Origin of the sequence: Paenibacillus kyungheensis, assembly GCF_028606985.1 — a bacterium.
GTDB lineage: Bacteria > Bacillota > Bacilli > Paenibacillales > Paenibacillaceae > Saccharibacillus > Saccharibacillus kyungheensis.
Window position 1 is genome coordinate 3,905,292 of sequence record NZ_CP117416.1, and the last position, 23,773, is coordinate 3,929,064.

17 protein-coding genes and 1 riboswitch are annotated in these 23,773 nt (G+C 40.3%); of the genes, 3 read left to right on the forward strand and 14 right to left on the reverse strand.

Annotated features, from left to right (window positions below):
- Positions 1-32: 32 nt before the first annotated feature.
- The 8 genes from PQ456_RS16680 to gcvH all read right to left on the reverse strand — a co-directional run bounded on the left by PQ456_RS16680 (position 33) and on the right by gcvH (position 10,727).
- On the reverse strand, positions 33-605 hold the full coding sequence (locus PQ456_RS16680) for a DUF2569 family protein (RefSeq protein ID WP_273613305.1): 573 nt from the start codon (positions 603-605) through the stop codon (positions 33-35).
- A 152-nt stretch (positions 606-757) separates the two neighbouring features.
- Positions 758-1,609, reverse strand: a complete 852-nt coding sequence (locus tag PQ456_RS16685) for an SDR family oxidoreductase (protein ID WP_273613306.1) — start codon at positions 1,607-1,609, stop codon at positions 758-760.
- A gap of 270 nt (positions 1,610-1,879) precedes the next feature.
- Positions 1,880-3,379, reverse strand: a complete 1,500-nt coding sequence (locus tag PQ456_RS16690) for an extracellular solute-binding protein (RefSeq protein WP_273613307.1) — start codon at positions 3,377-3,379, stop codon at positions 1,880-1,882.
- 36 nt (positions 3,380-3,415) lie between these two features.
- Positions 3,416-4,918, reverse strand: coding sequence for an extracellular solute-binding protein (locus PQ456_RS16695; protein WP_273613308.1), 1,503 nt, complete (start codon positions 4,916-4,918; stop codon positions 3,416-3,418).
- A gap of 577 nt (positions 4,919-5,495) precedes the next feature.
- Positions 5,496-6,368: a carbohydrate ABC transporter permease gene (locus PQ456_RS16700; protein WP_273613309.1), complete on the reverse strand. Its 873-nt coding sequence runs from the start codon at positions 6,366-6,368 to the stop codon at positions 5,496-5,498.
- Between the two features lie 102 nt (positions 6,369-6,470).
- Positions 6,471-7,370, reverse strand: coding sequence for an ABC transporter permease (locus tag PQ456_RS16705; protein WP_273616344.1), 900 nt, complete (start codon positions 7,368-7,370; stop codon positions 6,471-6,473).
- 259 nt (positions 7,371-7,629) lie between these two features.
- Positions 7,630-10,062, reverse strand: coding sequence for a helix-turn-helix domain-containing protein (locus tag PQ456_RS16710; protein ID WP_273613310.1), 2,433 nt, complete (start codon positions 10,060-10,062; stop codon positions 7,630-7,632).
- Positions 10,063-10,334: 272 nt separating this feature from the next.
- A complete protein-coding gene (gene gcvH, locus PQ456_RS16715; RefSeq protein ID WP_273613311.1) occupies positions 10,335-10,727 on the reverse strand; it encodes a glycine cleavage system protein GcvH in 393 nt (130 codons plus the stop codon).
- Positions 10,728-10,905: 178 nt separating this feature from the next.
- Positions 10,906-11,003, forward strand: a riboswitch (glycine riboswitch).
- A gap of 289 nt (positions 11,004-11,292) precedes the next feature.
- Between gcvH and gcvT the strand changes: the two genes are divergently transcribed.
- From gcvT to gcvPB, 3 genes are read left to right on the forward strand one after another with little or no spacing between them, the layout of a single operon-like run.
- Positions 11,293-12,411, forward strand: a complete 1,119-nt coding sequence (gene gcvT / locus PQ456_RS16720; RefSeq protein ID WP_273613312.1) for a glycine cleavage system aminomethyltransferase GcvT — start codon at positions 11,293-11,295, stop codon at positions 12,409-12,411.
- Between the two features lie 44 nt (positions 12,412-12,455).
- Positions 12,456-13,811, forward strand: coding sequence for an aminomethyl-transferring glycine dehydrogenase subunit GcvPA (gcvPA, locus tag PQ456_RS16725; RefSeq protein ID WP_273613313.1), 1,356 nt, complete (start codon positions 12,456-12,458; stop codon positions 13,809-13,811).
- Positions 13,808-15,316, forward strand: coding sequence for an aminomethyl-transferring glycine dehydrogenase subunit GcvPB (gcvPB, locus tag PQ456_RS16730; protein WP_273613314.1), 1,509 nt, complete (start codon positions 13,808-13,810; stop codon positions 15,314-15,316). The genes gcvPA and gcvPB overlap by 4 nt, the downstream gene beginning before the upstream one ends.
- Positions 15,317-15,692: 376 nt before the next feature.
- Here the strand turns inward: gcvPB and ptsP are convergent, their stop codons facing one another.
- The 6 genes from ptsP to PQ456_RS16760 form a co-directional block, all read right to left on the reverse strand.
- Positions 15,693-17,405, reverse strand: a complete 1,713-nt coding sequence (gene ptsP / locus PQ456_RS16735; RefSeq protein WP_273613315.1) for a phosphoenolpyruvate--protein phosphotransferase — start codon at positions 17,403-17,405, stop codon at positions 15,693-15,695.
- The gene (locus tag PQ456_RS16740) at positions 17,398-17,673 is read right to left on the reverse strand and encodes an HPr family phosphocarrier protein (RefSeq protein ID WP_069329214.1); all 276 of its coding nucleotides are present in this window, start codon (positions 17,671-17,673) and stop codon (positions 17,398-17,400) included. The genes ptsP and PQ456_RS16740 overlap by 8 nt, the downstream gene beginning before the upstream one ends.
- A gap of 396 nt (positions 17,674-18,069) precedes the next feature.
- Positions 18,070-20,127 carry a glucose-specific PTS transporter subunit IIBC gene (gene ptsG / locus PQ456_RS16745; RefSeq protein WP_273613316.1) on the reverse strand — a complete coding sequence of 686 codons (2,058 nt, stop codon included), beginning with the start codon at positions 20,125-20,127 and terminating at the stop codon, positions 18,070-18,072.
- A 304-nt stretch (positions 20,128-20,431) separates the two neighbouring features.
- Positions 20,432-21,298, reverse strand: a complete 867-nt coding sequence (glcT, locus tag PQ456_RS16750; RefSeq protein WP_273613317.1) for a glucose PTS transporter transcription antiterminator GlcT — start codon at positions 21,296-21,298, stop codon at positions 20,432-20,434.
- Positions 21,299-21,491: 193 nt separating this feature from the next.
- A complete protein-coding gene (locus PQ456_RS16755) occupies positions 21,492-23,126 on the reverse strand; it encodes a flotillin lipid rafts scaffold protein FloT (RefSeq protein ID WP_273613318.1) in 1,635 nt (544 codons plus the stop codon).
- Between the two features lie 74 nt (positions 23,127-23,200).
- Positions 23,201-23,722, reverse strand: coding sequence for an NfeD family membrane protein (locus tag PQ456_RS16760; RefSeq protein ID WP_273613319.1), 522 nt, complete (start codon positions 23,720-23,722; stop codon positions 23,201-23,203).
- Positions 23,723-23,773 lie beyond the last annotated feature (51 nt).

Below are 23,773 nucleotides of genomic sequence, written 5' to 3' on the forward strand. Positions count from 1 at the left end.
TCAGCGTGATTGACGAAAGATTACGTGATGGATTAACGAACAAATGTGTTTTTGACACGTACAGAACGCATAAAGTAGAAAATCCAAGCAACCAGCGTAGCAATACCAAAAATGCTACTAATTGTTGGTGATATACCTACCTTTGGAATCAACAACAATGTCACAACGCTTACAGCGATTTGGAATAAGCAGTATGCAATCATAACACGTGGCAAGAATTTTTTACGTTTGTAAAAGAACACTAGATTAGTAATCATCCACAGAAACGAAATAATGGATAAGACAATTCCCATAATCATCACCAACATAAAGTTGTTGCCATAAACAGAAAATACACTATTAGTCATACCAGGTACTACCGCATCAAACTGCCCTGGATTATTGTGCATCCAGATTAAAAATATGTAACTAGGAATAGTAAACATAAAAGCAATAAGTACATAATACATATACACTTGAAAACAAGCTAACCAGCCGCCTAATCCTTGCAAAGGTGGTTGCATATACGGCGGGTATGGTGGCATTCCTCCATATTGCTGTTGAGGTGGAGCTTGATACGGATTCTGCTGAACGTCATTAGGATTCGGCGGATATTCGTTACTCATTCGGTATCATCATCCTTTCTTTTTTTGTTCTGATTATAACAGATATCAGATGATTCTATTGTACCAGTAGATGATAGATCATGTAAGACAGATCGCATAACAGATTGGAACGATTAGACCTGATACTGTCTGTGACCGAAATTGCTTTCTTATTACTCTTGCAAGCCCACCTGCTCTTTACTCCATTCCCAGAAACGAAGCGCTTCTGCATCATCCAGTGCTTTGGGCTTGAGCTTATGGATCTTTTGGCGATAATAATACAGTCCTGAATGTTGAGCTACAGAAGAATCATCTACAAGGAAAATAGCCGTTTCTGCGCCTTGCTCGGGTGTCTGGAAAAAAGGAAGATACGCTACTCCAGCCAAAATGTGCTTACCAAATCCGGTATCCCGATCTACTCCAATATTAGTCGCTACTGCTCCAGGATGCAGACAATTGATCGTTACATGAGTATCTTTTAACTTTTCCGCCATAATACGTGTAAAAAAGATATTCGCGATTTTGGATTGAGCGTATGACTTGATGACTGTATATCCGTTGTGTAAATGAGGATCGTCCCAATGAATTTTACCAATCTTATACGCCCCTGAACTGACAACAACGATTCGTCCTTGAGGGGAAGCTTTGAGTGCATCTAACAGCAAATGAGTCAGCAAAAAATGACCGAGATGATTAACCCCGATACTCATTTCAAATCCATCTTCTGTTTCTTGACGCTTCAAATTAACAACCCCTGCATTGTTAAGTAAAACATCCAACCGATCATATTTCTGATTAAATTGTTCTGCAAATTCACGAATATGTTGCAGTGACCCTAGATCACATTTCATCAGTGTAATCTGATCAGAACCACTTTTTTCACGTGCTTCTTGTAATGCTTTTTGTCCACGTTCTTCATTGCGACAGCCCATAATAACTTCATAGCCACGCTTGGCTAATTCTATAGTAGAAGCAAGTCCCATGCCGGAATTGGCACCTGTAATCAATACACGTTTTGTATTCATGATGTTCCTCCTGTAAGTGATTCTTTTCTTGTTAATAAACCAGTCCATCTATTTCTACTCATCTGCTGATTAGTAATAACATCGAATCGTGGAAATGACATACCAAAAAACTGTAACTACACCTCATTGACTACTCTGTCTGAGCAGAATAGAACAAGACGTAATTACAGTTTTTTGGTATCTAGCATTTTTTGTTACCTAGCATTATAGAATCGTTTTGATAAACATTTCGTTATCGCTGATCATTTATTTGTTTATGCAACAAATGATTTACTGCTTTAATTTGGCATACGCTTCTTCGTATTCTTTGATCAATTGATCACCACCGGCAGTACGCCAGCTTGTAATCGCTTGTTGCCAGCCAGCATCATCTAACTCACCCATAATGTATTTGGTCTGTGCATCACTAATCATCTGGTCTAGCTCTTGTCCGCGCTCTGTATAGATATCCGATACTAGATTGTATGCAGGATTAGAGATAGCATACTTGCGATCATCTTTTGATAATTTTACTCCTTTGGTTCCAAGTTCGGTATCGACCAATTCAGGTACATGATAACCTTCAATATTTAGCAAATTATCACGATAAGGCTTCACATCTCGTTGATATCCATCGAAATCGATAAATTCTGTTTTGCCGTCTGCTGTTTTTTTGTAATGTTTGCCTTCGATCCCGCGTAACTGCAATGTACTTGTAGGCTCGTCCATCAGTTTATCGAGTGTACCTAATAATTCTTTCAGTTGTGCTTCGTCTTGGACGGTCGCTTTGGGGAAAGCTAGAAAACCAAAGTTACCGGGTTCACCTGCAATACGAATTCCTTCTGGTCCGACAAATGGAGAAATATCAACCACTCCATCCGGTACTGCGGCTGTTAATAATTGTTGTGTACTTTTTCCATTGGTTGCTACGCCATTTAGTTTCATACCAATTCTACCGGATGCCATCATTTTATCGGCTTCTGTAGAATCCAGTGAAGGGAAGTCAGCATTGATTAATTTTTCAGCATAAAGACGATGCATCATTTGTAACACTTCTGTATATTGCGGTGTGATAAATTCAGGCGTGAATTTCCCATTTTCATCTACTCCCCAGCGATTAACGCCACCTAGACTGACTGCAATCCGGGTCAGAGGAGCTTGAGAACCTTCGGTATATGTTTTGAATAGTGGAAAAGCATACGTATCGTTTTTGCCATTACCGTCAGGATCTTTAGTCGCTATCGCTTTAGCGGCATTGTACCAATCATCTATACTTTTGGGCACTCCTAATTTCAATGTATCAAACCAGTCTTTGCGGTATACGATAGCAGCACGCCCTATATCGCGGAAATTCGGAACGCCGTACAATTTACCATCGACCGTGATATTGCTGTAATACTCAGGATCTTGAGCCGCTAGATTCGGATAGTCTTTAAGATAAGGGCCAATCTCCCAAAATTGATCTGAACGAATCGCACCCACTGTTGTTGGAATATAATTCAGACGCATAATATGAGGCAAATTGCCTGAAGCGATCATCACATTGACTTTATCGTTAAACGCAGAGCTGGGAATCCATTGAATATCCAAATCTTTGCCGATATGCTTTTCCAGTCCTGTCTCTACATCATTTCCAGTTTTGGGAATATCGCCGACTTGCATGAGTGAAATACGTACGGTTGAAGAATCCGCTGTTGCCGCTCCTGAATCGCTGTTCCCACAACCTGTTAATCCCAAAGCCAATACAGCAGTAAGTGTCCAACAAGCAGTTTGTTTAACCACAAATTTCATTATTATTTCCTCCCGATCATTATGGTATGAACATGGTTATTTGCTTTGCTTTTGTTGTTGCTGTTCTTTGTAGGAGCTTGCGTATTCTTGCATCACTTTGTCGCCGCCGGATGTTTTCCACAGTTCCACTTGTTGTTGCCAGCCGTTTTCGTCAATTTTGCCCATAATATACTTGGTTTGTGCATCATTAATCATTTGATCGAGATCCCCACCGCGTTCTTCATATGTTGGTGAATACAACGTCAATGCTGGATTCGGAATAGCATACTGTGTAATTTCTTTTGCCATCGCTACTCCTTTTTCACCAATTTTGGTATCTTTTTGCGCAGGCACATTATATCCTTCTACCAGTGGCAAATTATCACGATAAGGCTTCACTTCACGTTGAAAAGCAGCAAAATCGGTCATTTCTACCCGTCCATCCTCTAACTTTTTATAATGCTTTCCATCGACTCCACGCAATAACAGTGTAGACATTTCAGGGTCCATTAATTTATCCAAAAAAGACAACAGCGCTTTGAGGTCTTCTTCTGTAGGCACAGAGACTTTAGGAAATACCAGAATACCTGCATTACCGGATTGAGCAGGTACACGATAACCGTCCGGCCCTTCTAATTTGGCAAGATCGACTTCGGCATCAGGTACATTTTCTTGTAAACGTTCAAGCTGACTTTTGGCGGTCTGTGCCACAGCGATCTTCATACCGGTTAGACCGGAATCGAATTTCTTATCTGCTTCGGTAGAATCAAATACTGCAAAATCTTGATTGATCAATTGCTCATCATATAGACGCTTGAGTAGATCCATTACACCTTTATATTCAGCAGTCATGAATTCTGGGGTAAACGAACCATCATCTTCCACTTTCCACTTATTCGGTGCTCCTAGACTAACAGCCAGACGTGTTGTAAATGAATACTCGCCTTCGTTATATTTTTTGAACAACATCATGCCATACGTATCTTTTTTCCCATTTCCATCAGGGTCATTTAATGTTAACGCTTTCACATCGTTGTACCAGTCTTCTGTACTTTTCGGTACATCTAGCTTGAGCTTTTTAAACCAATCCGAGCGGTAGAGCAATGTCGCACGGGCAATATCGGAAAAGCGAGGTACGCCATAGATTTTGCCATCGACTTTGACATTATCGTAAAATACATCTGCTTGTGCCGCTAAGTTGGGATAATCTTTGAGATAAGGCCCGACTTCCCAGAATACATCGTTACGCATCGCATTGGTAACAGCAGGTGTGTAATTCACTTTTAAAATATCAGGCATATCTCCTGAAGCGATCATGACATTGATCTTGTCATCATATGCCGAGTTCGGTATCCATTGAACGTCTAATTTTTTGCCGGTGTATTTTTCGATTTGTGTTTGAATCGGGTTGCCTGCGGAAGGAATATCGCCTACTTGAGAAATTGCCATCGTGATCGTATCATCGACCGATGCTCCTTGAGATCCTTTGCTTCCACATGCACTCAGTACAGTAGATGTTGCTAATACAAGGCACATTAAAACTGCTGTTTGCTTTTTCATAAATGATTATCTCCTTTCGTTGAGGGGGTTGTGGAGGGCTGCGGGGGAGATGGTTCTTGCAGTCGCTGGTAAGACCGGGATATCTTGATTTGACCGCTGGCGGTCGATATCCCAGTCTTAAAGGCGACTTTCAGAATCCATCTCCCCCTCCGCCTAGCACAATTGGGTGGGTAGTGGCAGAAAAGATGTAAAGATATAAAGATTTTAAGATCGTTTTAATGGATTTGAGTTTTGAGTTTTTGAAAATTAGGGATTAGGGACTTGAGTTTTAAAGTTTTAAATATTTAAGGATTTAAGGATTTAAGGATTTAAGGATTTAAGGATTTAAGGATTTAATAATTATTGTAGTGCGAGTTGAGATGGTTTTTTAGCATGTGATATAGGTGTTATTGGGTTTGGTAATGATTTTTTGGTGCGACACTTGTTGTAGGTCGTTAGTGTAATGGTTAGTGATGGACATGTATGGGTGTGATGTTTGGTTATTGAATTAAATGGTGAGAATAAGGATTTGGTTCATTTTACTTATTTAAGTTATTTTAAATTACGTTATTAAGTTCTTATGGATTATGGATAGAATTTAGCCTTTGACTGATCCTAGAAGTGCGCCTTTGGCGAAATGTTTTTGTAGAAATGGGTAGACCATTAAGATAGGCAATGTTGAGAATACGATAACTGCCATTCGAATCGTAAGTGGCTGGATATCGGCTTCTTCGATGCTGGTGTCTCCGATTCGGCTTTGAGCTAGAATAACAATTTCGCGTAGCCACACTTGTACAGGCCATTTGTCGCTATCGTTGATATACAGAATAGCGCTGAAGAAGCTATTCCAGTGAGCTACCGAGTAGAACAATGCGAATGTTGCCATGGCTGGTAGCGATAACGGTAGCACGATACGGAAAAGGATTGACACGTCGTTACATCCATCGATTTTGGCGGCATCTTCCAGTCCGTCAGGGATTTGTTGGAAAAAGTTTTTGAGTACAATCAAATTAAAAGCACTGATCGCACCTGGAATCATTAGCGACCATAATGTATCGGTCAAATGAAGAGAATTGACAACAAAGTACGTCGGAATCATACCGCCACTAAATAACATGGTGAACAATACGCCGAGCATAATGTACTTTCTGCCTCGCAAATAAGGTCGTGATAACGGGTACGCCATCAATGTGGTCAGCAGTAAATTAATAAATGTGCCGAGCACTGTAATATAGATCGATACCCATAAGCTATTCAGTAGTGTAGATGTAGAGAAAATATAGCGATACGCAGCAAGCGAGAATTCTTTCGGAAAAAGAATGAATCCCCCTTTAGCGACTTCTGCCGGACTGGTAAATGATACAGCAGTGATATAGATAAAAGGCAATACCGTTACAATCCCTAACAATAACAACAAAGTATGATTGGTATAATCAAATAGCCGATTTCCTAATGTACGATCTTGTTTCATGATGTTGTCTCCTTCCGAACGATAGATAACTTTAGAATGCATAACATCGTTTGCAAAAGATTGTTTATACTATTTGATTTCTTTCTACAAAGAATAGATAAATCAATAAATACCTTCTTCTCCGCATTTTTTCGCTAACTGATTCGCTCCGACCACTAACAGCAAGCCAATCACTGATTTGAACAATCCAACAGCAGCACTATAGCTATACTGCGCTTGCGTCATTCCTTTTACATAGACATACGTATCAAAGACTTCACCCACATCCCGATTTGTGGAAGTCAACATTAAGAAAATTTGTTCGAATCCGGTATCCAAAAAAGTACCCAGACGCAAAATAAGTAAAATGATGATCGTACTGCGGATAGCAGGTAAAGTAATATGCCATAACTGTCTCCAGCGGCTTGCTCCATCCATTCGTGCAGCTTCATACAATTGAGTATCTACACCTGACAACGCCGCTAGAAAAATAATTGTTCCCCAACCTACTTCTTTCCAGATCGATTGCGAAATAATCATCGTACGGAACCAGCCTGGCTCAAGTAAAAATGCTATTTTTTGACCGGTGATCGCAAAGATTAATTCGTTTAAAATTCCGCCTTCTGTCGTAAAGATCATATAAAATACACCGACAACAACAACCCATGACACAAAATGCGGTACATAGATTAATGTTTGTACAAATCGTTTAAATCGTTCTGTCACGACTTCATTTAACATCAACGATACAATAATAGGTAAAGGGAAAAAGAAAATAATATTGTATAACGCCAGAATAAATGTATTGCGAAATAACATCCAAAACTGCGGTTCACTGAAAAAGCGTTCAAAGTGCTTGAATCCTACCCAGTTACTTTCCCATATTCCGCGGTACGGAACATAATCTTGAAATGCCATCACAATGCCGTACATCGGTACATACTTGAATATGACAAAATAAATAATCCCGGGTAACAACATAATGTATAACCAACGATTTTTGTAAAATTCCCTCCATGACATATTCGCTTGGCTTTCTTTTGTACGTATACGTGTAGATGATTTGACTGATTTGGCTTCCATCCTTCACCCTCCTTGAAAGCGTTAACATTTGTATAGACTTATTGTCGCTTCCAGAAGGATAACAGGCTATCATCCAATTTTAGCTTTATATGTAAAAAAAGAAGCTAATCCTTGCTGTATCAGGGTTTTAGCTTCTTTTTTTCGAGAAAGAATAACCTTTTATTAACCTCTATATATGCTAGATTCAACTACAATATTCTTATATTAACTTCCGACTGCGATGTTCTTCTCGATATTTACCAGGTGTAGTGCCGACAATTTTACGGAAAATACGAATAAATGCAGTCGTGTTACTATAGCTTAATCTTTCTGCAATATCGGCAATTCGCCAATCTGTCGTTTCTAACCACTTCTTCGCCTGATTCATCCGATATTCAGCTACATAATCACTGAACTTAATCCCTGTTTCTTTTTTGAATACACGACTCAAATACACGGGATGGAAATTAAGCTGTTCTGCACACATTTCTAATGACAAATCTTGCTCATATCGCTGATGAATCATCTGGATCATCTGATCGGCAATATTCATATATTGAGACTCTGCCTGACTTTGCAAAAACTGCTGTAACGGCTCAAATAATGAGTGTGTAAACCACTGCCTGATTTCTTCTACCGTCTGCAATTCTAGCAATTTATGAAGCGATGCTTTTTTGCCTAATACACTATTTACGGTTCCACCTTTTTGTTGCACAATCTCATAGACACGAGCCGCTAATTGAGTGAGCAACACCGGATAATCGCGAAAATGAATTTCTTTTTCCATCACATGAGTAATATACTCATCAAAATAAAGAGGTGTCTGCTCGTAATCGCCATTTTGGAGCGATTGAATCACCCGATCTTCTAACTGCTTGAGCTGAGTATACACAGCCACTTCCATAGAAGTACTATGATCGATATCTTCAAAATGGATAATTAATTTGTTCCCCAGACTCATTCGTTGCTTGAGCGCTTCTAATCCTTCTCCATACGCATCAGGAGCACCTTGATAATGTTCAAAAGGACGACTAATCCCGATACTCACCGATAACGACAAATAGTCTTGAACCTGTGTACGCACCCGTTCTGCTTGAGCATGATACCATAAGGTCGCATCTTCATTGTCTACAGGTTCTACCAGAATACTGACTTGAGATTGTTCTATCAATACAGGGCTAAATCGATGCTCTGCCGAAATCAATTCAGACACCATATTATTAATAGCAAATAGAAGCAGTTCACGATCCGTCTCTTCATAACGTGTTCCTTGTACTGTATCAATCTGTAATACCAATACCGCCATAGAATGCACAGGTTTAGGGAATCCATAGATTTGGCGACGACGTTCAAATTCATTAGCTGGAATCTGCCCACTAATCAGCTTGATAACCGATAATTCACGTAACTGCGGGATTTGCTCTCGAATCTGCTCTTCAAGCTCTTTTCCTGTTAAGCGCATCCGCTCTACTTGTTCACCAATATACGCAAATTCATCTTGTCGCTTCACAGACTTTTTGTCATATCCAGTGAGTGAATTGCTTTTGCCAAATGGAAACCGTAGCTGCCTGATCGTTGTAGACGATTGCTCTGCGTTCAGTCCTGCCTGATAATCTGCTGAATCTCCTGCTCCCAACAACTGCATTAATTTGGAGACAGGGGAATACATACGCCGACTGCTAAGAAAAGCTAACAAAGCCGTTAATAATAACATCGCTACACAGACACTAATTGTCAAAATCGCTATTTTTCGCGTCTGGGACGTAATCTGTCCTATTGATACCACAGATACATACACCCATCCATTTAATGTGGACGAAGAATAAGTTACGCCTACTTCTTTGCCTTCACTTTTCCAATTAAAAAATCCTTGTCGTTCCCCTTGTTCCACATGTTTAAACACTTCATTCTGCAAGCCTGGATATTGCGTATTCTGACCACTATCTAGAAATTCTTGTTGATATTGATCAAATACATAGATTTGTCCAAGACGAGTACTGCTGGTGACCCAGTTATCAATCTCATCATTAGCAATATCTAAAACTAACAATCCACGTGGCTCACCGGTTGAAGGCAATAATGGAATTTTGAACACCATACTGACTACTTTGGTTTTCTTTTGGGAAGAGATCGAGGTTAATTCATTTTCAGTCATCATATCTATATTTGACGTATATCCGTTATTAGCGATAGAAGTATCTGTTACCCAGAACATACTATTTCGATTGTGTCGATACGAGCGAAGCACAGCTTGATCGTCTGCATCAGACACCTGGCTAAATGATGTTCCCGATACCACCCAATTGTGTTCAAAGTTAATTAACCGTATTTGATCCAGCGATGTAATCGTTTGCAAATTATTAAAGCCTGTTGTTAAATTTCGTATTTTTTCAAAGTCTCCTGATTGTAACGGCTGTTTCATCGTTTCCGTCACTAATGGAGAATTAACATATTGCACTGCCGATAACTGTAACGTTTTGAGCACCTGATCTACACGTAATTGAGTCTCATTTAATAACTGTGCATTCCCATCCTGTACTTTTTGTTCCACATCGCCGGCTGCTAATGTATACGAAAATATTCCGATAACCAGTACAGGCAGTGAGCCCAATATCACCATAATCAAAAATAAACGATATAGATATTTTGACAACAATCTCCCCTCCAGATGTAGTCATCCCTATATAGAAGTGCAGTGCACATTTCGTACAAGATGGTACTATTGAATCTATGTAAAAAAATTCTATTTCTGCTTTATTTAATCATTCTATCGTATTATGCAGATTCCTCCAACCTAAAATTACAAAACATCCATATATAACAAAAAAGACTGATCGCCTGCTAGGCTTTCAGTCTTAATCTTGTTACAATACAAATAACTAGATGGTTTCTACTTATTTTGTATGTATTCACTTTTTTTAGAACTTAGTCTTGTGCATGTTCAGCATATGCTTCTGCACTTAATAGACTGGATAAAGCTTCATCCAGATTACCACTAACTTTCACTTCTACCATCCAGCCACGTCCGTAAGGATCAGAGTTTACCAGTTCAGGTTCTGTTTCTAATTCAGGATTGAAATTAGTAATTGTTCCTGTGACCGGACTAAAAAGATCAGATACGGTTTTAACCGATTCAATCGTACCAATTACAGCTTCAGAAGCAACTTCTGCACCTGATTGTGGCAATTCAACAAACACGATATCTCCTAGCTGATGTTGAGCAAAATCAGTAATCCCGATACGAACAGTATCATCACTAATGCGTTCTACCCATTCATGTTCTGCACTGTACAGCAATTGATCTTTAATCTCACTCATTGTTCATTCCTCCGGTTCATGGTTGTAATGTCTTCATGCACACAAGCGTATAGCAAGGCAGATTATACTGTCAATACTCTTGACATTGCTTTTTGAATCAAGTATTAATATAATATACATACATTCATTGCTGTTTCAATACTTAATGTTCGGAAATACATAACATCATATGTAGCGAATGAAAGTACAGGGAGAGACTGTTCAGAATCATGACAGCGCCGAAGGAGTAAGCCAGTAATGGTGAATCTCTCAGGTAAAAGGGACCTGTACCGGACGCAGCTCTGGAGAGAATTGGCATTATTCGGTCACCGACGATATCCGAATGATTACGCCCAATCACCCAAGGGGAAACTTGTTGCTTCTGACGTATTTAGAAGTGCAAGGTAACTCTCAGGTATCAAGGACAGGGAGAAAAAGAAATAGTTCAGGTATACGACCTGCTTATTTCCTTTTCTCTCTGTCTTTTTTTGTTGAGCTTTTAAGGTGTTGTGACCTTTTGTCTATTTCGCAACATATTGATAATCTTACTTTTTCGCCACAATACTAATTTGATGAGGTGACGATGATGACAACAGAATTGAAACGTACGCCTATTTTCCCTCTTTATGCTCAATCCGGTTCACCACGTTGTATCGACTTTGGCGGTTGGGAATTGCCTGTTCAATTTACAGGGATTCAAAAAGAACATGAAGCTGTACGTGAACAAGCAGGGTTATTCGATGTTTCTCATATGGGTGAAGTGATCATTTCAGGTGAAGGTTCACTTGCTTATCTACAGCAATTATTAACCAACGATGCTTCTCGTCTGCAAGATGGACAAGCTCAATACACACTGATGTGCTATCCAACAGGCGGTGTAGTCGATGATCTACTTGTATACCGTCTAGGCGAAGAACATTATATGCTTGTGATCAATGCTTCGAATATTGATAAAGATATCGATTGGATGAAGCAGTCTTTACCTGCTCATGTCACACTTGAAAATATTTCAGAACAAACAGCATTAATTGCTCTGCAAGGTCCTCAAGCAGTTGCTATTTTACAAGCGGCTACGCAAAGCGATCGTTATGCTGAACTAGCAGGATTTTCTTTTATCGACAAAGCTGAAATCTTTGGTGTTCATGCTCTAATTTCTCGTACAGGTTATACCGGTGAAGATGGATATGAATTGTATGTATCTGCTACAGATGCTCCGGTGATCTGGGAACAACTGCTACAAGTTGGAGAACCACTTGGCTTGATCCCTTGTGGACTTGGCGCGCGTGATACACTTCGCTTTGAAGCTCGCCTGCCACTGTATGGTCAAGAGCTATCCGCAGATATTTCTCCGCTGGAAGCTGGACTTGGTTACTTTGTCAAATTAGACAAAGAAAACTTTACAGGTAAAGATGCATTAGTGGCGCAAAAAGAAAAAGGATTAGCTCGTAAATTGGTTGGTGTCGAAATGATTGATCGTGGTATTCCTCGTCCTCACTATCCTGTATATCGGGATGGCCGACAAATCGGCGAAGTGACTACAGGAACTCAATCTCCTACACTCAAGCGTAACCTTGGACTTGCTTTAATTGAAGCTGATAGTGCTGCTCTAGGAACACCGATAGAACTTGAGATTCGCGGTAAAATGCTCAAAGCTGAAGTGATCAAAGCCCCTTTCTACAAACGAGCATCTGCTGTCACTAAATAAAATCACAAGGCGACTGATATGTTGCCCCAAAGGAGTCTACCTTTATGAAATCGCATCGTTATATTCCCATGACCCCACAGAATGAAGCTGAAATGTTAGAGGTGGTGGGTGCTTCTTCGATAGAGGATTTATTTACAGATATTCCGGCATCCCTTCGCTATCAAGGTACAATGCCGATGTCTGACATGCTAGATGAGTATACACTTACTCGTCATATGTCCAGTCTTGCGGGTCAAAATGCAGATACAGATCGGTATACCAGTTTTCTTGGTGCAGGCTTATATGATCATCATTTGCCTTCTGTGATCAATCATGTGATTTCTCGCTCTGAATTTTATACAGCTTATACTCCATATCAACCAGAGATCAGTCAGGGTGAACTACAAGCGATTTTTGAATTTCAATCTTATATTTGTGAATTAACAGGAATGGCTGTTGCCAATGCAAGTATGTATGATGGTGCAACTGCTCTCGCTGAAGCGGCTTCTCTTGCAGCATCTGCTACAGGACGCAAAAAGATTATTGCTCTTTCGACGATTCATCCCGAGTCCCGCGGTGTTGTGCGCAGTTATGCTCGCGGCTTGAATCTGGATGTAGTGGAAGTTCCTTATGGAGATGGAGTTACCGATATTCAAGTTCTTGCTGAAGCGATCGATGAACAGACAGCTGTAGTGCTTGTTCAATCCCCTAACTTTTTTGGCGGTATTGAAGCGATTCAAGCAGCGGCTGACCTAGCACATGCCAAAGGTGCTTTGCTAGTAGTGAGTACGAATCCAATTTCACTTGGACTACTTGAATCTCCAGGTAAGCTTGGAGCTGATATCGTTGTTGGTGATGCACAGCCACTCGGAATCTCGATGTCATTAGGTGGCCCTACTTGTGGATTCTTCGCTGTTGCTCAACCGTTAATGCGCCGTATGCCAGGACGCATTGTTGGACAGACCAAAGATATCGATGGTAAACGTGGTTTTGTATTAACATTGCAGACTCGTGAGCAACATATTCGTCGTGACAAAGCGACTTCGAATATTTGTTCTAATCAAGCATTGCTTGCGCTATGTGCATCGGTGTATCTATCTGTGATGGGTAGACAAGGTATGGTAGATGTCGCTGATCTGAATTTGCAAAAAGCACATTATGCTGCACAAACACTATCTGCGATTCCTAATGTAACATTAGCGTTCCAATCTCCTTTTTTCAATGAGTTCGTGCTTGCTTTACCAGAAGGCACTTCGGTCGCTGATATCAATACTCAATTGTTAGCAAAAGGCATGATTGGTGGTTATGATCTAAGCTTGTCTTACCCTGAATTGTCCGGTCATATCTTATTCGCAGTCACAGAGAAACGTACCAAAGCAGAGATCGATCTATTGGCAACTGAACTGGAGGCAATCCTATGACAAACGAAACTGTAGTCCATGAGACCGTTACTTCTGTACAAGGCGCTGTTGTTACTGAAAAAGCTTTGATTTTTGAATTGAGTCAACCGGGTCGAATCGGTTATTCTTTACCAGAGTGTGATGTTCCTCGGATCGATGTATCTCAATTGATTCCGCAGGAAATGCTTCGTCAAGAAGAACCTGCTTTACCTGAAGTGTATGAAGTCGATGTGATTCGTCATTATACCGAATTGTCCCGTCGTAACTTTGGCGTCGATAACGGATTCTATCCACTGGGTTCTTGTACGATGAAATACAATCCTAAAGTCAATGAAGATGTAGCACGATATGCTGGATTTGCCAAAATTCATCCGTATCAACCAGAACAAAGTATTCAAGGTGCACTTGAACTGATGCATACATTGCAAAAAGACCTTGCTGCTTTAACAGGTATGGATGCTGTGACTCTACAACCTGCTGCTGGTGCTCATGGAGAATGGACAGGTCTGATGATGATTCGTGCGTATCATGAAAAACGTGGCGAGCATCGTACCAAAGTGATCGTGCCTGATTCTTCGCATGGTACGAATCCTGCGAGCGCAACAGTGGCCGGATTCCAGACGATTACGATTCCTTCGACTCCAGAAGGTTTGGTTGATCTCGATGCACTTCGTGCTGCTGTTGGATCGGATACCGCTGCTCTCATGCTGACGAACCCGAATACACTCGGTCTTTTTGAAAAGCAAATCAGTGAAGTAGCTCAAATCGTCCATGAAGCTGGTGGATTACTATATTATGATGGTGCCAACTCCAATGCGATTATGGGAATTACTCGTCCAGGTGATATGGGCTTCGATGTGGTTCATTTGAATTTACACAAAACAATGAGTACACCGCATGGTGGCGGAGGTCCTGGTGCAGGTCCTGTAGGGGTGAAAAGCAGATTGCTTCCTTTCTTACCTGAACCTGTAGTCGAAAAATTAGAAGATGGTACATTTACTCTTCGTAGCGGTTCGCCTGATTCGATCGGTCGTGTCAAAGCATACTATGGTAACTTTGGGATTCTTGTTCGTGCGTATACGTATATTCGTAGCTATGGCCCAGAAGGTCTACGTAGAGTATCTGAATGTGCTGTGCTGAATGCGAACTATATGATGCACTGTCTTAAAGATCATTATGAAATGCCTTATACAAGCGTATGTAAGCATGAATTCGTAATGTCGGGTAAAGGGCTCAAGCAGTATGGTATTCGTACACTGGATGTTGCCAAACGATTACTTGATTTCGGGTACCATCCACCTACTGTCTACTTCCCGTTGAATGTGGAAGAATGTATTATGATCGAACCTACCGAGACCGAAAGTAAAGAAACACTAGATGCTTTTATTGATACGATGATTCAGATCGCTGGCGAAGCGAAAGACAATCCAGAATTGTTACTGAATGCTCCTTATGGAACAGCAGTCAGACGTTTGGATGAAACGACAGCAGCTCGTAAACCAGTATTGAACTGTGCTTGTAACTAAGTTCAATTCAGATTTTATTTTATGGTTGTATGAATCACTTATAGACATTGCTAGTTGATCACTTTCAATTCTATTTATGGATACGATCATAGCTCAAATCTACAATATCCAAAAAAAGACTTTGCTGATTATAGCAGAGTCTTTTTTGGATCCATCTATTGCATTTTATTTATTCTAAAAGAACTATACATTATTTCACAGCAATAAAATTTATTCTATAGTCATAAAAAAAGCTGATTTCTCTATAAAGAGAAACCAGCTAAAAGTGAATGTTGGGAAAACTATTTGTTCAAACGAAAGTTATTTAGCTATGCAAAAATCACTTTGTTTGAACAGATTCGTGCTTATAATGCCAAGCACGTAACGGAAGAAAATATTAAGCGTGGATTGCTTGTACCAGTTCAACCACTTGCTCAGCTGTTTGCATATCCAAAGCTTTAGCAGCTAATTCTTGCATATCTGCTTTAGACAATTTAGCTAATTGGCTACGTGCTGGAAGAATAGAGCTTGCGCTCATACTGAACTCATCCAGACCTAGACCAAGTAGTAATGGAATTGCTGTAGCGTCGCCAGCCATTTCACCACACATGCCTGTCCATTTACCTTCTTTGTGAGCTGCATCGATAACCATTTTAACCAAACGCAAGATAGAAGGATTGTATGGTTGATACAGGTAAGATACCCGTTCATTCATACGATCTGCTGCCATTGTGTATTGGATCAAATCGTTTGTACCGATACTGAAGAAGTCCACTTCTTTAGCAAATTGGTCAGCAAGTACTGCTGTAGAAGGAATTTCAACCATGATGCCAAGTTGGATGTTCTCAGAAACAGCAACACCTTCAGCAACCAGTTTTTCTTTTTCTTCTAACAATACTGCTTTTGCTTCACGGAATTCCATCAATGTTGCGATCATCGGGAACATAATACGTAGGTCACCATATACACTTGCTCTAAGCAATGCACGTAGTTGAGTACGGAAAATGTCTTGACGATCTAGACAAAGACGAATTGCACGGAATCCAAGGAATGGATTCATTTCTTTTGGAAGAACAAGGTAAGGTAGTTCTTTGTCGCCACCAATATCTAGTGTACGAACAACAACTGGTTTACCCGCCATTTTTTCCAAAACCGTTTTGTACGCATTGAATTGCACATCTTCAGAAGGCAATTCATCGCGACCCATGTATAAGAATTCTGTACGGTATAGACCTACGCCTTCGCCGCCATTATCCAATACACCAGCCACATCGTTTGGCGTGCCAATATTAGCAGCCAATTCAACATGTACACCATCTTTGGAAACTGTTACTTCATCACGCAATTTGCGCCATTCAGTAACTTGAGCTTCATACGCTGCACCTTTAGCACGGTACTCAGCAAGAGTTGCTTCATCAGGGTTAACGATAACATTACCTTCAAGACCATCAACGATAACGATATCCCCATTTTGAATAACTTCCATTACTTCTTTTGTACCGACTACTGCTGGAATTTCCAACGAGCGAGCCATAATTGCGGAGTGAGAAGTACGTCCGCCAATATTTGTAGTGAAGCCTTTAACAAAATTACGATCCAATTGAGCTGTATCCGAAGGAGTCAAATCTTCTGCAATAATAACCACTTCTTCACGAATCTCAGCAGGACTTTGGAAGTTTACACCCATCAAGTGATTCAAGATACGCTTGCTTACATCTCTCATATCAGCAGCGCGTTCTTGAAGATAAGTGCTCTTCATATTTTCAAACATGGTTACGAATTGAGCAGCAACTTCATTTAGTGCGAACTCAGCATTAACCATTTCAATAGAAATTTTATCTTTTACAGGGCTAATCAATTCAGGATCGTTCAGAATCAACAAATGTGATTCGAAAATCTCTGCTTTTTTAGCGCCCATTTCTTGTAACGTACGTTCTTTGATCGCCTCAAGTTCAGTTTTGGAAATTTCCAGCGCTGACTCAAGTTTAGCCAATTCCGCATCTGTATCGCTAATCGAGCGTTTGGTAATCTCGTATTCAGGATGTTCTAGACGGAATGCTTTGGCAATGGCGATGCCCGAAGACGCCGCGATTCCCAAAATATTAGCCATTGATTTCGCCTAGCCCTTCATTCACCATAACGTCAGTCAAAGCTTTCAATGCTGCATCTTCTTCTGCACCTTGTGTAGAAAGAACGATAACGTCACCTTGCTCAAGACCTAGAGACAATACTCCAAGGATTGATTTCAAAGTTACTTTTTTACCTTTAGCTTCTGCAAAAGATTCTGTAGAAGCAAATTTGTTAGCAGCTGTTACCAATGCTGTTGCTGGGCGTGCGTGGATACCATCTTCGTCAACGATTTTGAATGTTTTTTCCATTATAAAATTCACTCGCTTTCTTCATCATAGTAGGATAGTAAAAATAAATCATAACTAACTAATAACTAGATCATCCCTTATATTGTACAGCATTATAAAGCATGATGCACGTCTCAAAACAATTATTTTCGACTTTTTTCAGCAATCGCTAACATTATTCAGCAATATCCTGCAAATTCATGGTGTTTTTAGAAAAAATAAATCATTTTCTAAGTCTTGCTTACAATGCAGCTTAATAACAAAACTATAAGCATTTTGTAAGTTAAAGACGATAAGGATAGATTATTGCTGTAGCAAACATCATGTCGACCCTTATCGCACTTTAACTTACAAGTACGTATAGTTTGTTATTTTATATTCTTTTGAGATTCATTGCAAAAGTCGAAATGAATAACATTACTTGATTGTAACGATATTGCCTTCTCCTGTTTTCACATTACCTGTTTTGTGCAATGTTACTGTAGCACCTTCTGGTAAGTTAGAGAAAATGATCGGAGTGATAATCGATGGTGCATTAGCTTTTACATACTCCAGATCCACTTCAAGGATTGGTTGTCCAGCCATAACATCATCGCCTTCTGCAACCAATACAGTGAAACCTTGACCTTTCAATTTAACTGTATTTACGCCTACATGCACAAGAATTTCTTTACCGGCTTCAGACATAATACCGATCGCATGTTTACTAGGGAATACGTTAAATACTTTACCATTAACCGGTGAAGAGATCGTTCCGTTTGTTGGTAATACAGCGAATCCATCACCTGTCATTTTTTGTGAAAATACAGGATCTGGTACTTCACTAATATCCATCAATTCACCATCAGCAGGAGCTACGATTACTTCTTCTGCCAAAATGTTTACTTGATTCTCTGCTGTTCCTTCTGCTGGAACAGAGTCTACTGTAACTGGTGTTGGGCGTGGAGTACGTCCTGCAATAATATCTTGCATTTGTGATTTGATCGTATCAGAACGTGTTCCGAAAATCGCCTGCACATTATTACCCACTTCTAGGACACCGGAAGCGCCTAAAGATTTCAAACGATCTTTATTTACATTTTTAGGTTCTTTAACTTGAATACGTAGACGAGTAATACAAGCATCTAGACTTGAAATATTTTCTTGTCCACCAAATGCTTCAAGAATATTATGTGGCAATTCGTCTTTGCTATTACCACCACTACCTACTTCACTATCATCACCTGCCGGCGTATCTTCACGACCTGGTGTTTTCAAGTTGAATTTGCGAATCGCAAAGCGGAATCCGAAGTAGTAGATAACTGCTAGTACTAGACCGACGATGATAACATCCCACCATGCAGTACGGTTAGGAATAACGCCGAACAGGATAAAGTCAATCAGACCACCTGAGAAGGTCATACCAATTTTAACGCCTAGAATTTGCATAGTCATGAAAGAAAGACCAGCGAAGATTGCATGAATACCGAACAATACTGGTGCTACGAACAAGAATGAGAATTCAAGCGGTTCAGTAATACCTGTTAAGAACGAAGTCAATGCTGCGGAACCCATAATACCTGCAACGTATTTTTTGTGTTGTGGTTTGGATTCATGGTAGATCGCAAGTGCAGCAGCTGGAAGACCGAACATCATGAACGGGAATTTACCAGTCATAAATGTACCTGCTGTAAATGGAACACCATCACGAAGTTGCGCCATAAAGATTTTTTGGTCACCACGTACATATTGTCCTGCTTTATTTACATATTCACCAAATTCATACCAGAATGGTGAGTAGAAAATGTGATGTAGACCGAAAGGAATCAATGAACGTTCAATCACACCGAAAATAAATGCAGTTAATGTTGGGTTCGATTCAACCATACTGTGAGAAACAGTGTTCAAGAATGATTGGATTGGAGGCCATACAAGAACCATTACCAGACCCAAAATCAACGAAGTAATAGCTGTCATAATTGGTACAAAACGTTTACCTGCAAAGAATCCAAGATATGAAGGCAATTCAATACGGAAGAAACGTTTGTACATCGTTGCGGCTAGAATACCGACGATAATACCGCCGAATACGCCTGTTTGTAAGGTAGGAATACCAAGTACAGAAGCTACTGAGAAGTCACCTTTACCGACCATATCAGCTGTAACGCCCATCACTGTACCCATTGTTACGTTCATGATCAGATAACCGATAATGGCTGCGAGCCCGGCTACCCCTTCTCCTCCTGCAAGACCGACGGCTACCCCGACGGCAAAGAGTAGAGATAAGTTATCAAAAACAATTTGTCCGGAGTTCATCATTACTGTTGCAGTAATTTGAACCCAGTGTGCATTTAATGCAGGAATATACTGCAAAAAGTCAGGGTTAACCAGCATGTTACCAAAACCAAGCAACAAACCTGCTGCTGGCAAGATTGCCACTGGAAGCATCAATGCTCTACCTACTTTTTGCAAAACGCCAAACAGACGTCTAAACAATACCGCCACTTCCCCTCGAATAGTATAAATAGTATATTGTTGCTTCAACAAATTAAAGCGGAAAGCCACAAAAAAAGGCACGAGTGAACAACGCATCTGATAGGATAAGGATCTCGGTACATAAGGATAGACTACCCCTGTGTGCTTACAGCCTTACATCAAATACTTTGTTAACTCATGCCTGATCGAATCAGTAACACGTTAAAAAATCCGCTATTCATTTGTTGATTACGTTCTGAATTATAGCACCCACTTTTTAAATCTGCAAGCCTTTTCAATAAAAAAGGTTAAATCGATTTTGAATCTATTCTTGCGTACTTTCCTCTTCTTCTTCACGCTTCTCGACAAACCGTTGTAAATGCATGGTCAGGTAGCTTACTTCTGCTTTATAGACCGGTCGGCGTAATCGTTTTTCCATCATCTTTGTTAATTTCCATGATAACGAATACACTTCGGGATATTCCATTTTGAGCATTTCTTCTAAGCGATGAGTAGCGGCTACTTTCTCACCTCTACGGATACGTTCGATTGCAAATCGCAAATGAGTAAGTAAACGCGAATAATCCAGCGTATCTCCTGTAATCGAAATTTTGAGACTATCTTCGATAACTTTGACCATATCGGCAATCAGACGAGAATCGGCTTTGATCGCTGTGATATGTTGGTCGGTTAGTGCACTATAAATATGCAGTGCTACAAAACCAATCTCATCTTCTTCTAAAGCTACACCTAGCTTGTCATGAATTATTTCTAACGCATGAGCAGCTAATTTATATTCTAACGGATACATTTCTCGCGTCTCATATAGAAAAGGATTCTGAATCGTCATCCCTTGCTCAGCACGCTTAATTGCAAATGCAATATGATCGGTTAAAGCAATATGAATATGTTCATTCAGTGGAGTCTTACTTTCAGAATTAATATAATAAATAATTTCGTTAATGACTTCGATAATACGCTCGTCGATCTGAACTGCGAGTTGCTTGTATTGTTCCTGTTCTTGCTCATTGGTTAAAATAAACATCTTCTCGACAACATCCAAAGGAATCACATCACGCGCTTTACGGTTAAAGCCGATTCCTTTACCGATCACCACAACTTCTTCATACTGAGGATGATCAGCAATAATAACGTTATTATTCAGCACTTTAGCCACAAGTAGGCTGCTCACATTTGCACCCCTTTTACGATCACCTTCATCCCGTAAAGTTACCAAAAATTCACCATCTAGTCAATACAATCTACTCGTTAGTTATGTATACAAAGAAGACGACAAATCCTTGATGAATAAGGATTTGTCGTCTCTGCATCATTGAAAGCAAGTTTGCTTTATAGCATGATTGTTACATATAAATCTTCCATTATCATTCTTGTTCACTGGAAATTCCGATTCCTGTGGATGTTGTTTCACGATCTTGATCGTGTGAGCTTTGAGTTGGAAGTGTCAATATAGCTTCAGAACGGGCTGTCTGTTGGGGATGATTATTTGCATTTACGCCAGCCGTAGTGTTAGAAGTACTAGATTGAGCTTGCTGAGATTTGCCACCTGCAAATCCTTTAATTAATTCTTCTATATCGAGTCCCGATACACTTTTCAACATTTCTGGAGCGGTCGCCATCAGTTCTGTCACATAGTTACTGACTCTTGTTGCTCCGCCGCCTTCTCCTTTACCTGTATCCACTACAGTTAATTTATCAATCGCACCGATTGGTTCTGCAATTTTACCTGCTAATTCAGGGAGCATTTTGGCAACCAGATCAAGTATAGCGGCTTGTCCATAATTTTCGAATGCTTCTGCTAATTTCTGCTTCGCTTCGGCTTCAGCAAGACCGCGTAGACGAATCACTTCAGCTTCCGCTGTACCTTTAGCACGTTCAGCATCGGCTTCCGCTTGTCCGGCTAGACGTTGTTGTTCAGCAGAAGCTTTAGCTTCTGTTTCTATCGAGTATTGATGAGCTTCTGCTTGACGCATTTTGCGAGCTTTTTCCGCTTCGGCTGCTTGTTCCACCGAGAAGCGATCTGCTTCGGCTTTTTTCTTCACTTCTGCATCATAGTATTTCTCACGTACTGTAATTTCTCGTTCTTGTAGATCTATTTCACGCTCTTTACGAACCAACTCGATCTTCATTTGCTCTTCCATCATAATCTGTTTGGCTTTGGCTTCTTGAATATGATAGGCCTGATCGGCTTCGGCTCTTGCAGTATCTTGATCTTTTTTAAATGAAGCTACTTTTAATTCTTTTTCTTTGGAAGCTTCAGCTATATTGGTATCTCTAAGCAACTCTGCTTTTTGCCCGGCTTCTTCTGCCAGTGCTTTCTGTACTCTAGAATCTCGAACAGCTTCGGCTTCAGCGATTTCTGCATCTCTTTTCACTGCTGCGATTCGAGGTTTACCAAGCGACTCCAGATATCCATGCTTATCGCGTATATCTTTAATTGTAAATGAGACGATTTGTAGACCCATCTTTTTTAGATCACGAGCAGCGACACTTTGTACTTCTTGTGCAAATCGATCACGATTCCGATACACTTCTTCTACGGTCATCGAACCCATAATCGAACGCAGATGTCCTTCCAATACTTCTTGGGCTTCGGCTTGTAACGCTTGAATGGGCTTACCCATAAATTGTTCTGCTGCTGTAGCCACATCTTCTACAGAACTACCGATTTTGATAATAGCTACTCCATCGGCAAGTACAGGAACGCCTTGTTCGGTGTACACTTCAGGCGTTGTTACATCCAGTTTGTGCGATAACAACGATAGAAATTCAGACTTTTGAAACACAGGTAAAATAAATGCACCACCACCGCGTACAATCTTAATTTTGCGCCCTGCTCCATCATCTGAGATATTACGGCTTCCGAGAAAAGAACCGGTGACCACCATTGCTTCGTCTGTACTTACTGTTTTGTACCTTGCCCAGAATGTAATACCAAGTACGATCAATACTACAATCACAATCGCAGGTACAACAATCATTTCGTTCAAAAATGCCATAATCCTCGCCCCTTTTGGTTTGATATAGGCTTGCTTGCCAAAAAGCTGTTATACTGCTCTCACACTACTATTCCTTATAATGCATCTTCTAAAAGCGATATACCTAATGTTCCTTCTTTTTCTTCTACGATCACTACCCGCATACCGGCGGCAATAGCACAACGATCGAAACTGTATGCAATATGTAACGTGTTGCCACCTGTAAGCTTAATCATGACCTCACCGTATCCTACTTGAGGAATCGGGATAGTCACTTCTCCTATACGACCAATCATTTCTTGAATCGAATAACTTGTCGATACTTCACTATGTTCCATCGGTTTGACATAGACAAAAAATACAAACATTCCTCCGACAACAGCAATCAAAAGTGCAAGCAGTATAACAGCGACAGGAGCGAAAGAACTGTAACGTATTAACATGATTCCTGCTCCACCGAACAACGTAACAGCCGCCGCTAAAATAACAGGCTTAAACAGATCAAATCCAGGCAGATCTATACCGCCTAACACATCACCAAGCAAGTCACCGAATAACAGACTGAACAATGCGTACAAAGCACCGGTGATCAAACAAATCCAAAATAGCGTTTCCATTTCTGTTCGCTCCTTTCTTTGATTTGACGGAAAAAGGCGATATTCAGCCCT